Origin of the sequence: Rathayibacter sp. AY2B7 (genome assembly GCF_002931635.1) — a bacterium.
GTDB lineage: Bacteria > Actinomycetota > Actinomycetes > Actinomycetales > Microbacteriaceae > Rathayibacter.
This window is the reverse complement of record NZ_PSUC01000023.1, coordinates 1-14868: the sequence shown is the minus strand read 5'-3', so window position 1 is coordinate 14868 and position 14868 is coordinate 1. Positions and strand designations below refer to the sequence as shown.

Here is a 14868-nt window from a genome sequence, read left to right as displayed (position 1 = left end):
CGAGATTCTTCTCAAAGATGGCTTGAGCGCACTGATCGATCACCGAGGGAAGACCCCCGCAAAGCTCGGATCGGAGTTCGTCGATGTCGGCATTCCGGTCCTTTCGGCGATCCTTGTGACGGAAGGAAGAGTCGAGTGGGAAAGCGCCCGCTACGTCACGCAGGAAATCTTTGAGCGATGGATGCCGAATAAGATCCGGAAGGGCGACATTCTGCTCACGAGCGAAGCCCCGCTAGGGCGGGTCGCTCGAGTGAACCGAGATGGGCCCGTCGTGCTCGGTCAACGCCTTTTCGCGCTGAGGAGCGATCCACTGAAGCTCGACCAGGCATTTTTATATTACTCACTCCTGTCCGAGACCGTTCAGCAAAGAATCCTCAACCATGGCACGGGGTCGACTGTTGTCGGCATACGCCAGCCCGCCCTGCTTTCAGTATCCATTCCAGCACCCGAGCTAGCGGAGCAGCGAGCGATCGCGGAGGTGCTGGGCGCACTCGACGACAAGATCGCCGCCAACCAGCAGAGCTCCCACTTGGCGTTGCGGTTAGCTATTCTCTCCGTACCAACCGGCATGCCGAAAATTCGGCTTGGAGCGGTAACAGCCTACAACCGCTCATCCATCAACCCGGACGGCGTCCAAGAGCCTCGAGTCAAGCATTACAGTCTTCCGGCATTCGATGCCAGTAAGGTCCCGACCACTGAATCCCCTCTCAATATCAAGAGCTCGAAAGTCCTTCTATTAAATCCCGTCGTGCTCCTTTCCAAATTGAACCCCCGGACTCCTCGCATCTGGGAGGTCCCTTCGATCGACGGCATATGCCTCGCCTCTGGTGAATTCCTTGCCCTCGAGCCGATCGGTTTCTCGACGTCAGCCCTTTGGGCAGTCCTCTCTCAAAAAGAAGTGACGAGAGCACTGGAAGAACGTGTTTCAGGGACTTCAGGCAGCCATCAGCGTGTGCTCCCGAATGATGTCCTCGCTCTTGAGATCCACGACCCAAACGAGATGAGCGACTCCCTTCGTGACCTCATCGGAGCATCAACAGCCCTGAGTCACTCACTCTCGGTGGAGAACACTGAACTCTCGAGGCTCCGCGACACCCTCCTCCCCGCTCTCATGTCCGGCAAGCTCCGCGTCAAGGACGCCGAGCGCGCGGTCGAGGACGTGCTCTGATGGCCGGCTTCTCGGAGGCGCAGTGGGAGGAGCTCGCGCTCGACCGGCTCGGCGAGGAGCACCTGATGTGGCGGCCGCTCCGCGGCGAGCAGATCGCCCCGGGGACGGGCGAGCGCGACTCCTGGGCCGAGCTGCTCATCCGTCCGCGCCTGATGACGGCGCTGCAGAAGCTGAACCCGACGATCCCGCCAACCTATCTGGCGCAGGCGGCGGCCGAGATCGCGACTCCCTCCTCCCAGGACGCGATCACCGAGAACCACCGGATCCACCGGTTCTTCGTCGAGGGGTACCGCCTGTCCTACCTCGAGGCCGACGGCGTCGAGCGCAACGTCACGGTGCGGCTCCTCGCCGCGGAAGCCGACGACAACGACTGGCTGGCGGTCAACCAGGTCACGATCCAGCAGGGCGACCACAAGCGGCGCTTCGATCTCGTCCTCTACCTCAACGGCATGCCGGTCAGCATCCTCGAGCTCAAGAAGGCCGGCAGCGACGCGACGAAGGTCGCCGCCGCGCACGCGCAGCTGCAGACCTACCTGCGCGAGTTCCCGCTTGCATTCCGGTTCTGCGTCTTCACGGTCGCCTCCGACGGGCTCGAAGCGCAGTACGGGACCCCCTTCACGCCGCTCAACCACTTCGCGCCGTGGAACGTCGACGAGGAGGGCAGGCCGGTCGGCCGCGACGAGCGCGAGGACGGCAACGTCGTCACTCCGCTCGAGCGCGCCCTCGACGGGCTCTACAACCAGACGCGGTTCCTGCAGATCCTGCGGAACTACACCGCCCTCGACCAGGGCGCCGAGGGCCTCGAGAAGCGCATCGCCAAGCCGCACCAGTACTTCGCGGTGGCCAAGGCCGTCGGCCGCACGATCACCGCGGTCGACAGCAACGGCAAGGCCGGTGTCGTCTGGCACACGCAGGGCTCGGGCAAGTCGATGGAGATGGAGCTCTACACCAACCTCGTCGCCCGGCACCCGCACCTCAAGAACCCAACGGTCGTCGTCATCACAGACCGCACCGAGCTCGACGGCCAGCTCTTCTCCGGCTTCGAGCGCAGCCTCCTCCTGCCCGAGAAGCCGAAGCAGGTGTCCAGCCGAGCGGAGCTGCGCGAGCAGATCGGCAACCGGCTCACCGGCGGCATCTACTTCACGACGCTGCAGAAGTTCGGGCTGAGCAAGGAGGAGCGCGACGCGAAGGCTGCGCACCCCCTGCTGTCCGACCGGCGCAACGTGATCGTGATCGTCGACGAGGCGCACCGCAGCCACTACGACGACCTCGACGGCTACGCCTGGCACCTGCGCAACGCGCTGCCGAGCGCGACCCTGATCGCCTTCACCGGCACCCCCGTCAGCTTCGACGACCGCGACACCCGCGAGGTCTTCGGCGACTACATCGACATCTACGACCTCAGCCGCGCGGTCGAGGACGGCGCCACGGTGCCCGTCTCGTTCGAGCCGCGCCTGATCAAGGTCGAGCTGGCCGAGGGGGTGAGCCAGGAGCACATCGATGCGGCCGCGGACGAGGCCACCGTCGGTCTCGACGAGACCGAGCGGACCCGGATCGAGCAGAGCGTCGCCGTCATCAACGCCCTCTACGGCGCCCCCGAGCGGATCGACGCCCTCGCTGCCGACATCGTGCGGCACTGGAGCGAGCGCAGCGAGCGGATGAAGGCCACCATCTCCTCGCCCGGCAAGGCGATGATCGTGGGGGCGACGCGCGAGATCTGCGCCCGCCTCTACTCCGCGATCGTGGCGCTGAAGCCGGAATGGCACGGCGACGGGACGACGAGTGGTCGGATCAAGGTCGTCTACTCCGGCACCCCCTCCGACGTCTCGCCGGTCGTCGAGCACGTGCGCCGCGACTCCGAGAACGCTGTCATCAAGAAGCGGATGAAGGACGTCGACGACGAGCTCGAGCTGGTCATCGTGAAGGACATGATGCTCACCGGCTTCGACTCGCCGCCGCTGCACACGCTCTACCTAGACCGACCGCTCAAGGGTGCGCTGCTCATGCAGACTCTGGCCCGCGTCAACCGCACCTTCCGCGGCAAGCAGGACGGGCTGCTCGTCGCCTACGCCCCGCTGGTCGACAACCTCACCGCGGCTCTCGCGGAGTACACGGCGGCGGACCAGGCCGAGAAGCCCGTCGGCCGCAACGTCGACGAGGCGGTGGCGATCGCGGTCGAGATGGTCGCCGAGCTGCGCACGCTCCTCGCCGACCACGACTGGCGGGCCGAGCTCGCCTCGTCCCATCCGAAGGCCTACCTCAACGCCGCGTCGGGAGCCGTCAACTTCCTCCGCTCGCGGTCGAAGTCGACCGCCGAGGGCCAGGAGGATCCGGCAGCGCGGTTCCGGGCGCTCGCGAGCAAGCTCTCGCGGGCGTGGGCGCTGGCCTCCGGAGCGCAGAACCTCGCCGAGCTCCGTCCCGAGATCTCGTTCTACGAGGACGTCCGCATCTGGATGGCGAAGTTCGACGCCGAGGAGCGGCAGGCGAACGGCGAGCCGATCCCCGCCGAGATCGAGCGCCTGCTCGGTCAGCTGCTCGCCCAGGCGACCGCGACCGGGGAGGTGCTCGACATCTACGACGCCGCCGGCATGCCCAAGCCGTCTTTGGATCAGCTCACCCCCGAGTTCGTCGAGAAGACGCAGAAGGCGCGCAACCCGCACCTGGCGATCGAGGCGCTGCGCAAGCTCCTCGTCGACGAGTCGAGTGCGGCGACGCGCAACAACGTGGTGCGCAGCCAGGCGTTCTCCGCCCGGATCGCGGAGCTGATGACGAAGTACACGAATCAGCAGCTGACCTCGGCCGAGATCATTGCGGCGCTGGTCGAACTCGCGAACGAAGTTCTGGACGAGGCCAACCGCGGAAAGCGATTCACACCTCCGCTGAGCAGCGACGAGGTCGCCCTTTACGACGCAATCACGCAGAACGACTCGGCGGTGACCCTGCAGGGCGAGGACACGCTCGCCCAGATCGCTCGCGAGCTGGTGCAGACGATGCGCCGCGACGTGCGCACCGACTGGACGGTCCGCGACGACGTCCGCGCGAAGCTCCGCTCGTCGATCAAGCGGCTGCTCGTGCGCTACCGGTACCCGCCGGACCAGCAGGCCGGCGCCATCAAGCTCGTGATGGAGCAGATGGAGTCGATGGCCCCGCGGTACGCGACGGAGCGGGAGGCGACACTGTGAACGACTTCGAGCCGGCGGACCGCTTCGTCGTCGATCAGGCGTGGTGGCTGGCGAGCGAGCTGTGCCGGCGGAACTCGCGGCTCGTGACGTTCTACGAGGTGTTCGAGGACGGGCACTACAGGGGTCCCTCGGTGATCGACGCCTTACGCCCGCAGGGTCGCGTGTTCTTCAACCAGATGGGCCGCATCTGGTTCCACGGGCTGGAGGACGCTCCCGAGCCGATCCCCTTCGCGGAGGGGATCGCGGAGGAGAACTCCCACGCCCTCGTCAAGCGCATCGAGAAGGTGCTGGGATGGTCGAAGCCGACGGCTGACTCGACCACGCCGCGATCTCTCACCTACCGGATCCTCTCCGCGGTGATGACTCAGGTCCTCCACCATCGCGACCACTGGAACGTCATCGACGGCGCCCCGATCGAGCACGGCTACGGTCCGCCGAAGGTGCCGGACCACTTCACCGACTTCTCCGGCGCGGATGCTGCTCGACTATCGGCGAGACCGCCGCGGTTCTGGGCGATCCAGCGCAGCAATCAGACAGTCGCTCTCATCGACGACCGAGCGACGCTGTACCGACGCGCGGTACCGCCACAGGACCTGATGATCGTGTACAAGCGCCGGCGAAAGCTTCGGGACGCGGTGGCCTACGTGCTGGAGGAGATCGACTGAGGCGAATCGGGGCCCGGCGGACGCCGACCCTCCGTGCGGAGGAACCTGCGCGTTACGGTCCACACCGCCGTCGTCGCAACCCCACTTCTGGTCAACGGTCGCCGCTCGAGCATCGTCGCGCGCTTCCCGGAGGACCTCCGACGTCCCGATGATCCGCAGTTCCTCTGGCTGGCGGGGACCGAGCCCACCGGCTAGCGGACGGCACGGTCCCGTTTCAACGTCGGTGTCGATCGGATCTGCGAGCACATCGACCGCTTTGGAACTCCGTCGACGCCGCCGTCTGCTGCAAGGTCGCAGGGCTGCTCAAGCGGAATCGCGACTGATCCGTCGGATCTCGGGTCGTCGCCCCCGATGCCGACGTCCCTCAAGGCAGCGGCGTCGGGGTGCGCCGACGGGATCTGCTCTCAGCGATGCCGCCGCCGGTGGATTCCTCATGGTTTGATCGGGGTGACCGCCGATGTCCTGAGGACGTCAGTGGCGAATGGGTGATTGTGGTGACGTCGGAGCGGGTTCATGCCCTGCCTCATCAGCATGACGACGAGACGGTAGACCTCGTTCAGGATGTCGTCGTCGTCCAGAACAGCGTCCAGCGAATCGAGCCCCACGGCGCCGATCGTCCATACCGGCTGCGGTACCGCCTTGTAGGCGACTCGCCGGATCGTCGGATCCTGAGCGTCGGTGTGCGCCAGAGCCGATCGCACTCTCCTCCCCGACGCCTCAGGATGCAGATTGAGGAACCAGCGCAGAGCCTTCCGGCCGTTCAAGGTCTCCTCGAAGACTCGCAGGATCTCCAGACGTCCGGCACTGAGTGTGCACAGACGTCGCCACCCGGCGCTCCGGTTCGTGGACGGCAGAGCCGTCAGCGTCCACAGGAGCTCCTGCGTCTGTGCCGGACTGGGGAACGCCTCGAGGAGCAACGTCCTCAAGGAGGAGACGAGGCGTGGATAGTCCTCATGGAGACGAAGCCGTTCCCAGCTCGCATTCGTCTGCCTCCCACTCGGCGGACCGACCGTCTCCTCGAGAAGTCGACCGCGGCGCTCGCGCTCCCAGGGCAACGCGAGGGAGGCGCCCTCCCCGATGGTGACGATCAGGTCGTCGAGCCCACCGGGACGGGATGTGAGGAGAACGTTCCGAAGAGGTCGTGTCTTCTGGACGTGCTGGATCACAGCGAGTTCGAGTTCGTCCAGGCGTTCCGGTCGACATTCCGCGAATCGTGCGGTGGTCACGTCGCTCCACCGACGTCGATGAGACGCGAGACGAGTACGCGCGTTCACGGACTGACCGACATAGGAGGCGCCGTCTTCGAAGTCCAGCCAGTAGATGCCGCATCGGGAGCGATCCTCGACGAAGAGTGCGAGCGATCCCCCGTCCCTGACGTCGTGCTCGGTGAAATGGAGTTCCTTGAAAGGAGACATCTGCGCACGCTACCGGAGCACCACAGCATGAACCGGAGAAGCTCCAGGCAGGCCATGGCCGCTACCCCGGCTCGAACGCGGATAGCGGACGAGTGTTTCCCTCGACATCGGAAATACCCCCGATCCCCACTAGTCGGACCGGCGGGTGGCGCATGTGCAGTCGGGTCGGAGGTTCGACCGCCGTGGACCGGATACGGCCGGTTCGTCGAGGACGACCGGCGGATCGATGTCGGAGCAGTCCGCTACCGTGACGAGAAACAGGGGGTCAGGCATGGTCATCGGATACAGAGCCGTACTCAGGCTGGACGATTCGGCCGACGCGATCGACGTGGCGGAGAAAGCTCTCCAGGAGTGGCTGCGATCCAAACTCCGGTCGGGGTCGAAGCGCGGCAGACTCGAGAAGGCCGAGTGGGTCGGGGAGGGCGAATTCGATCTGGGTGGGAGCGGTCGACTCATCGCCACCCATCGCGACGATCCGACGAACAGCAGATGGCTCCGCCGCTACCGGTTCTCGGAGACCAACTCGGGTAAGGCGTTCGACGTCTCCGTCCTGGCGATCTCCGCGCCCGGGTCCTCCGGATTCACGCAGTCCCTGGTCGTCGAGGCCGGCGTCACGGGTCAGGGTGGCGCCGATCCGGTCGAAGTCGTCGCACCTCCGAACATCGTCGGCACGCTGCTCCGCGACTCCGTCGTGGTCGAGGGACGGACGCGGCTCACGGCGGCGCCCGTCCTCGTCGAGAACGCCGAGGGAGTGGACGCCGTCCTCGCCGCGATCGCCGATCCGACCCGGACCTGCTCGGTGATCGTCGCGACGTCGGTCGACTCGGAGACCGACCAGCAGTTCACCCGCATCGTCGCGAGCCTCACGAAGAAGAGCCACGGGGTGGCGACGACCTTCGTCGTCAGCGCGTCAGCTGCTGAGCTGTTCGAGCAGCGCCTCCCCGACAGCCACCAGGTGCCTCGTGGACGAGTGCGGACCTTCCTGCCGGACGTCGATCTCGCTTCCCGTCAGGACGCCCTCCGGCACCGCGTCCTCGGGCCCGCCACCTTCGCACGGTCGATCTCGAACGGACACGTGTCGGAACGCCTCCAGGTGACGCATGCGGCCGCGATGAAAAGGCGGTTCCTCGCCCTCGGTCTACCCGACGATGTTCGACTCGCCATGGAGGAGCTGGCGCAGGCGGAGAACAAAGTGCACCGACGGGCTCTCGTCGACGCCCGCGTCGCCGCTCCGGTTCCGGCAGTCCCGCCCGCACCCGCGCCGGCTCCGGCGCCGGTCTCTGCTCGATCGTCGGTCGATGCGGGTACGTCGTTGGAGGGCCTTCTGTCCTTCGCCGACGATCTCCCGGAGTCCGACGCCCGTCCTGTCGGCGTCCCCCTCATGACCCGGGTCCGCGGGCTGGTCAACCGCTGGCTCCACCGGGACGACGCCGACGAGAGGACGATCGATCTTCTCGACCAGTTCATCGAGACCCGAGCGTCCGAGGTGCTCGTCGCCGAGGAGGAGCTCGAGCGCCAGGGTCGCGAGCAGGCCGCCCTGACGAAGGAGAACACCGAGCTCAACCAGCGGATCGACTCGGTGTTCCTCGATCTCGCGGTCGAGAGCGAAGCACTGCGCCGAGCCGAGCGCGAGGCTCGTTATTTCCGTGAGCAGCTCGCCGCACTGCAGGCCTTCGAGAAGCTCGACGTGCCGCTCGATGCGGTGTGGGAGCCGCCGGGCTCGATGTCGGAGGTCATCGCCACTCTGCTGCCCGATGAGACCTCGGACCCCGAGAGAGCCTCCATCGCGAAGCGGGTCGTGTTCTGCGGACGCGCTTCCGACGCCGAGGAGGTCGACAAGCGGGACGGACTCGGACAGTACTCCTCGAAGGTCTGGGAGTTCGTGCACGTCCTACACGACTATGCGGAGGCGAAGGCGAGCGGCTGGGAACGCGGCACGGTCCACACGTACCTGACCTCCGACAGTGCCCCAGCCGGCTTCAAGTGCCCGGCCTCGCGTCACGCGGCGACTGAGAGCGAGTCGGTCCTCGCGAACGCCGCCTGGGCGCGCGAACGAGTGCTGCCGGTTCCGGACGACGTGCACCCGTCGGGATCCGTCCTGATGCCTGCGCACTTCAAGGTGTCGACGAACGACTCCTTCGCGCCGAGGATGCACTACTTCGACGACACGGATCGCTCCGGGAGGATCTACATCGGATACATCGGACGTCATCTCACGAACACCCGTACGTGATGGCCGGCCCGGTGCCGGAGAGGGATGAGCAGTTCTTCCGTGCCGGATCGCGAGTATGCGTGCGCATCAATAGGATCGACCGACGCCGTGTCGCGCCGCGCCGCGGACCTGAGGGGGATCCCGTCGAATGAATGATCTCGAGTACCGCCGACTCGTCGACCAAGCACTGAATGCGGTCGTCGACGGACTGCTCCCGACGGTGAACAGCGTGCTGGCGTCCCATATCGGGCCGGATGAGGACTGGACCGTCGTCCTCCGACGTCATGACGAGGCCAACCCGAACCCTCAGAACAGGAACCAGCGATACGGCGAGCGCGACTTCAATCAGCTGGTGCGACTGCTCACCTCGGATCTCGATCCCCTGGGTCGGCCGTTCACCCGCGCGATATCGCCTCTGGCGGAGGGATCTCTCAAATACCTCCGGAAGGTGCGCAATCTCTGGGCCCATGGTGAGCAGTTCGACCGCCCGATGACCAATCGGGCCATTCAGGCCGCTCAGACCCTGCTGCAGGAGGTCGCGATGGACCACCTCGCCGAGGAGCTGGGCGAGGTGCGGGGCCGGATCCTGGCGGAGGCCGAAGGCGTGGAGAACGCCGACCTCGCCGAGGTCGCGCCGCTCTCGCGGAGCGAGGTCGCTACGACCGAGACGGCAGCGGGAAGCGAGGTGGCGACCGAGCCGGCATCGGTCGCTTCAGGCTCAGAGGACACGCCCGTCGAGGGCATGAATGCGCCGAGCACTCCCACGAGCGAGCCTCCGTTGCGGCGCCCGCGCGGAGCGGCCCGCTACGAGGGGCTGACAGTGGTGGTCGACGAGGTTCCACCGGCTCCTCGCATCACCATCCAGCTCGAGACCCACGACGAGCTCTCTTACGCGATGGCCAGCGCTCGGATCCAACCGGTCAAGCGCGTGCTGATCAGGAACGGCGGGGACGAACTCCGCGGTGCCTCTCTCGATCTGGAGGTCGTGGACGCGCACGGTTCGCTGGGAGGCCCGCGCACCATCCGTCTCGACCTGGGTGCCGAGCAGGACAAGGACCTGGAGAACGTCGCCCTCACTCTCGACCCCCAGCGCATGCTCGCCGTCGAGCAACGGCGGTCGGGAAGCATCCGCGCGACCCTCCGGACCGCTGACGGCGACAAGGTCGCGAGTACGAGCGTCGATGTACTGGTTCTCGCCGCCAGCGAGTGGCGGCTCGTTCCGATTCAGCTCGGGCTGGAGCTGCTTCCGTCCTTCGTACAGCCGAACGCGGTCGTCGTCGAGAAGGTGCTGCGCGAGGCAGCGGACCTCCTCGGCGAGGCGACGGGCAGTTCCGCCATCACCGGATATCAGCGACACGACCCGACCCGGGTCGATGCGATCGCCGAGGCCATCTGGGACGCGATCAGAGCGAGGGAGATCGCGTACACAGCGCCGCCCGCAAGCTGGGGCGGAGTGACCCCGGACGGACGCAGGGAAGGCGGTCAGAAGACTCGAACGCCCGGTGAGGTGCTGGACGGGCGACTCGGCACCTGTCTCGACACCACCCTGACGCTGGCCGCTGTTCTCGAGCAGGCGGGCATCAACAGCACGCTCTGGCTCACCAAAGACCACATCTTCCTGGGTTACTGGCGAGTCGCTCGCACCCTCGGTGCCGCAGCGTCCACCGATGTCGGCACGGCCATCAATCTCGCGGACAGCGATCTGATCCGCGTCGTCGAGACGACCATGCTCACAGGAGAGTCGGCGACCATCGCGCAAGCCCATCGTGAGGCCCGAGAAGAGCTCGCCTCCAATAGCGACGATCTGAGGGGTGTCGCTGACATCAAGGAAGCTCGCAACAGCGGCGTCTACCCATTGCCGAGTCGCGCGGTGGCGTCCGACGGCGTCGTCACCGTGCACGAGTACAAGCCCGGTGATTCGGAGATCGTGTTCGACTTCGCCGGTGCTGGGCGCGGTCGCCGCCGTGACACGGTCACCGGCCCGGCCCGCGTCGCGACCTGGAAGAACGCGCTTCTCGACTTGAGCCTCCGCAATCGACTGATCAACTACTCCGATCGCGCAGGCTTCTCGCTGGCCGTGCCGGGAACGGAGCTCGGCCGTTTCGAAGACGTGATCAATCAGGCGACTCCGATTCACCTGGTGCCGTCCGACAACATCTCCGAGATCGCCCGGCAGCGCGGAATGCAGAGCGGGAAGGACCTGCCGACCGAGATCCGGACGGAGATGCTGTTCGACAAGAAGCAGGTCTTCGTCAACGTCACCGAAGCCGCCTACACCGACAAGCTCCGCAAGTTCGCCGCGTCGGCGAAGACGATCGTCGAGGAGACCGGCGCGAACAACCTCTACCTCGCGTTCGGGACTCTGCACTGGACGCTCGACGACCGGGAGCTCAGGTCGCCGATGGTCCTCGTGCCGGTCACGATCAAGGAGACGGCCCGCGGCTCCGTCTTCACGATCACGCTCGACGAGTCCGGCTCGTCGACTCCCAACTTCTGCCTGGTGGAGAAGCTCAAGGTCAGCGTCGGAATCGACCTACCCGGCCTCGCCGCGCCGGCCGAGGACGAGTCGGGCATCGACCTGCGCGCCGTCTTCGACTCCGTGCGAGCGACCCTGACCGAGCGCGGCCTTCCCTTCCGCGTCGAGGAGACGGTCGACCTCGCGGTGCTGCAGTTCGCCAAGTTCCGGCTGTGGCGTGACCTCGACGAGCAGTGGGAGGTCCTGGCCCGCAATCCCCTCGTCTCCCATCTGATCAACACGCCGCTCGAGGCGTTCGAGGACCCGGCGGGCGAGGAGCTCGACCTCGATCTCGACGAGCTCTCCGCCCAGGTGCCGGTTCCTGCCGACGCCTCGCAGCTCGAAGCCGTCGCGGCCGCAGTGGCCGGGAAGACGTTCGTCCTCGAGGGCCCTCCCGGGACGGGCAAGTCGCAGACCATCACCAATCTGCTCGCGAGGTCGCTCGCCGAGGGCAAGCGCGTCCTCTTCGTCGCCGAGAAGCGGGCGGCACTCGACGTCGTGAAGCGGCGCCTGGAGGAGGTCGGGCTCGGCCCCTTCTGCCTCGACCTCCACGACAAGGGCGCCCGTCCGGCCGAGGCCCGGGCGCAGATCCGCGCCGCGCTCGACTTCTCGGTGCAGCCCGACTCGCACGGCTTCGCGATCCAGCAGGACACGATCGAGTCGACGACGCGCAAGCTGCGCCGCTACGCCGACCACGTGCACGAGGAGAACGGGGCCGGATACTCCCTCTACGAAGCGCACCAGCGGGAGGTCCTCGCCGAGGAGCACATCCAGGCTCTCGACGTGCCGCGCCGGTTCGTCGAGAACGGCACGCTCGAGCAGTTCGACTCGATCCGGCGGGCGTTGCGGCTGCTCCCGGACGACTTCCACGCGGCCCGGCCCCGGCCTGGGCACCCGTGGTCCTTCGTCTCCCCCTCCCGCCTCGCCCCCGGCCTCGCCGGGGAGGTCGCCGACGCGGCCGACGAACTGGACGCAGTGCTCCTCGAGCTCGATCGCCTCGACTTCCCGGCACCGGCGCTGTCGGCGGCGTCCGACCCGGCACTGCTCGAGCCGGCGATCCGCGCCTCGGAGGCGGACGAACGGCCGCTCGCCACGCTCGACCTGTTCATCGAGCAGGGATGGGACGCGCACCTCGCCCACGCGCAGGAGGAGCTCCGGCGCCTCGCCCCGCTCCGCTTCGACGTGCTCGACGTCATCCACGAGAGGGTGATCGACGCGGACCTGGACGACATCCGGGCGGCGGCGGTCGCCGCGGACGCAGCCGGGCTGCTCGCGCGCAAGAAGCTGCGCCGATCGGTCCGCGACCGCCTCGCTCCGTACCTCCGCTCCGGACCGGAGAGCGTTCCTCTCGACGGCCTCGTCGCCCTGATCGACCGCGTCCTCCTCGCTCGTCAGCACGCCCTCTACCTCCGCGAGCTCGTCCGGCAGGTTCCCGCACCGATCGCCCCCGAGCGGTGGAACGCCTTCGACGGCGAGACCCTCCGTCGGATCTCGGCCGAGATCGGCGTGCTGCGCACCCTGCGACGGCTCGTCGTGGTCGGCGAGGAGGCGAACGGAGCGGTCGACCGCGACCTGATCCGGTCGGTCTACGCCCGTCCCGACCGCGCGGTCCTGGGCGCGGCACTGCAGCGCTTCATCGACGCCCACCGCTCCCTGCTGCAGGTCGCCGGAGCACCGTCGGAGGAGCTGTCCGACTGGGCCGGCGGCAGACCCGTCGTGGAGGCCTGGCGGCAGTCCGCGACCGAGCGCGGCAGCGGACGAGGTGCTGTCCGCTCGCTCGAGACCTGGCTGGCCTTCCTGGAGCGCCTCGAACCGCTCCGGGAAGCGGGGATGTCGACGGCCCGCCGGCAGTACCTCGAGGGCGGAGGAGACGTCGACGACGCGCTCCTGGCCTTCGAGAAGGGCCTCGCCGCCTCCTCGGTCGATGAGCGGCTGGCGAGCACGGAGCTCGGCGGGTTCCAGACAGCCGCGCACGAGCGGCTCCTCGGCCGTTACACGAACAGCGCGAGCGCCGTGCGGAACGAGCTGCCGCGCATCATCCCGTCGCAGGTGCTCGCCCGTCGCGACCTGAGCTCGCTTCCTCCGACGATGATGGGCGGCCTGAAGCGCCAGCTCGAGAACAAGTCGCGAGGTGGCTTCAAGGTGCGCCGCCTGATGAACGACTTCGGTCCGCTCATCACCCGGCTCGCGCCCTGCACCCTGATGAGCCCCGAGTCGGTCGCCCGGTTCCTGCCGGTCGACGCGGACCTCTACGACATCGTCGTCTTCGACGAGGCGTCGCAGGTCCGGGTCGCCGACGCCGTGGGTGCGCTCGGACGGGCGCGCAGCGCCGTCATCGTCGGAGACAGCAAGCAGATGCCGCCGACGAGCTTCGCCGAGACGGGCGCGGTCGAGGACGAGACGCTTCCGGCGGACACCGTCGTGGACGAGGAGTCGATCCTGTCCGAGGCGTCGCAGGCGAGGGTCCCGTCGCGCTGGCTCTCCTGGCACTACCGAAGCCAGGACGAGCGGCTCATCGCCTTCAGCAACAGCCGCTACTACGACAGCCGGCTCTCGTCCTTCCCGACCCCGCACGCCGATGACGCCGGCGACGGGCAGGAGGGCTACGGCATCTCCTTCGTCCGCGTGGCGGGCACCTTCATCCGCACCGGTCGAGGCAAGGCTCTGCGCACGAACGCGGCGGAGGCCGAAGCGATCGTCGCCGAGGTCCACCGCCGCTTCGACGCGTCGCCGGACGTCGTCCCGTCCCTCGGCATCATCACGTTCAACGCGCAGCAGCGCGATCTGATCGACGGCCTGCTCCGGAGCTCGTCCGACCCCCGCATCGCCCGGTCGCTCGACGTCACCGACGGGCTGTTCGTGAAGAACCTCGAGAACGTGCAGGGCGACGAGCGGGACACGATCCTGTTCTCGATCGCGTTCAGCGCGAACGAGAAGGGCGTGGTCCCTCTGCAGTTCGGCCCGCTCACCCGTGCCGGGGGCGAACGGCGCTGGAACGTCGCCATCACCCGCGCCCGCCGGCAGGTCGTCCTCTTCTGCAGCTTCGACCCGGCCGAGCTGCGAGCGGACGACACCCAGTCCGTCGGCGTGAAGCACCTGAAGGCCTATCTGCAGCTCGCGCAGGCGGGCTCCGGTGGAGTGAACGACGCCCTCGACAGGCTCCCGCACCCCGACGCGCACCGCGACGAGCTCGCCGCGGCCCTCATCGAGGCGGGCCTCGCCGCTCGCATCGACGTGGGCCTGTCGGAGTTCCGCGTCGACATCGCGCTGGCGACCGCGGAGCAGCCCGGCCGGCCTCTCGTCGCCGTGCTGCTGGACGGAGCCTCCTGGCGCCGTCGTCGCACCGTCAGCGACCGCGACGGACTCCCCGGTGCCGTGCTCAAGAACGCGATGGGCTGGCCCGCCGTCGAGCGGGTGTGGCTGCCGGAATGGCTGGCCGATCGCGACGCGGTGATCGAGCGCCTGCGGGACGCGGTCCGGCGAGCGGACGATCTGGTGCGGGACGAGCAGGCGTCGACACCTGAGGTCGAGCTGCCGGAGGCCGAGCCCTCGGCTCCGACCCCGCCACAACCCGAGGTCGTCGATCTCGTCGCCGACGCACCGGAACTGGCACGGAGCTTCCACGTCGTCGCCGGGACCTTCCGATCACGCTCCGAGCCCGTCTCCGTACCCGCAGCACCGGAGCGGCCCGGGGCGAACGGACAGGGCGGC

Annotated in this window: 6 protein-coding genes; 5 read left to right on the top strand and 1 reads right to left on the bottom strand. The window is 67.7% G+C overall.

Features of this window, described 5'->3' with window-relative positions:
* Positions 1-22 precede the first annotated feature (22 nt).
* The 3 genes from C5C27_RS06210 to C5C27_RS06200 are packed head-to-tail and all read left to right on the top strand — an operon-like array spanning position 23 to position 5015.
* The gene (locus C5C27_RS06210) at positions 23-1168 is read left to right on the top strand and encodes a restriction endonuclease subunit S (RefSeq protein ID WP_181133461.1); all 1146 of its coding nucleotides are present in this window, start codon (positions 23-25) and stop codon (positions 1166-1168) included.
* Entirely contained in the window at positions 1168-4350 is a 3183-nt protein-coding gene (locus C5C27_RS06205; protein WP_104313906.1) for a type I restriction endonuclease subunit R, read from the top strand. Before C5C27_RS06210 ends, C5C27_RS06205 begins: the two co-directional genes overlap by 1 nt.
* The gene (locus tag C5C27_RS06200; protein ID WP_104313905.1) at positions 4347-5015 is read left to right on the top strand and encodes a hypothetical protein; all 669 of its coding nucleotides are present in this window, start codon (positions 4347-4349) and stop codon (positions 5013-5015) included. Before C5C27_RS06205 ends, C5C27_RS06200 begins: the two co-directional genes overlap by 4 nt.
* A gap of 431 nt (positions 5016-5446) precedes the next feature.
* On the opposite strand, the gene C5C27_RS06195 is transcribed toward C5C27_RS06200, so the two are convergent.
* Positions 5447-6430, bottom strand: coding sequence for a GIY-YIG nuclease family protein (locus C5C27_RS06195; protein ID WP_146079614.1), 984 nt, complete (start codon positions 6428-6430; stop codon positions 5447-5449).
* 328 nt (positions 6431-6758) lie between these two features.
* On the opposite strand from C5C27_RS06195, the gene C5C27_RS06190 reads away from it, so the two are divergent.
* A complete protein-coding gene (locus tag C5C27_RS06190) occupies positions 6759-8663 on the top strand; it encodes a hypothetical protein (protein ID WP_146079613.1) in 1905 nt (634 codons plus the stop codon).
* Positions 8664-8790: 127 nt separating this feature from the next.
* Positions 8791-14868, top strand: a 6078-nt coding sequence (locus C5C27_RS06185) for a DUF4011 domain-containing protein (protein ID WP_146079612.1), incomplete at its 3' end; no start/stop codon positions are given.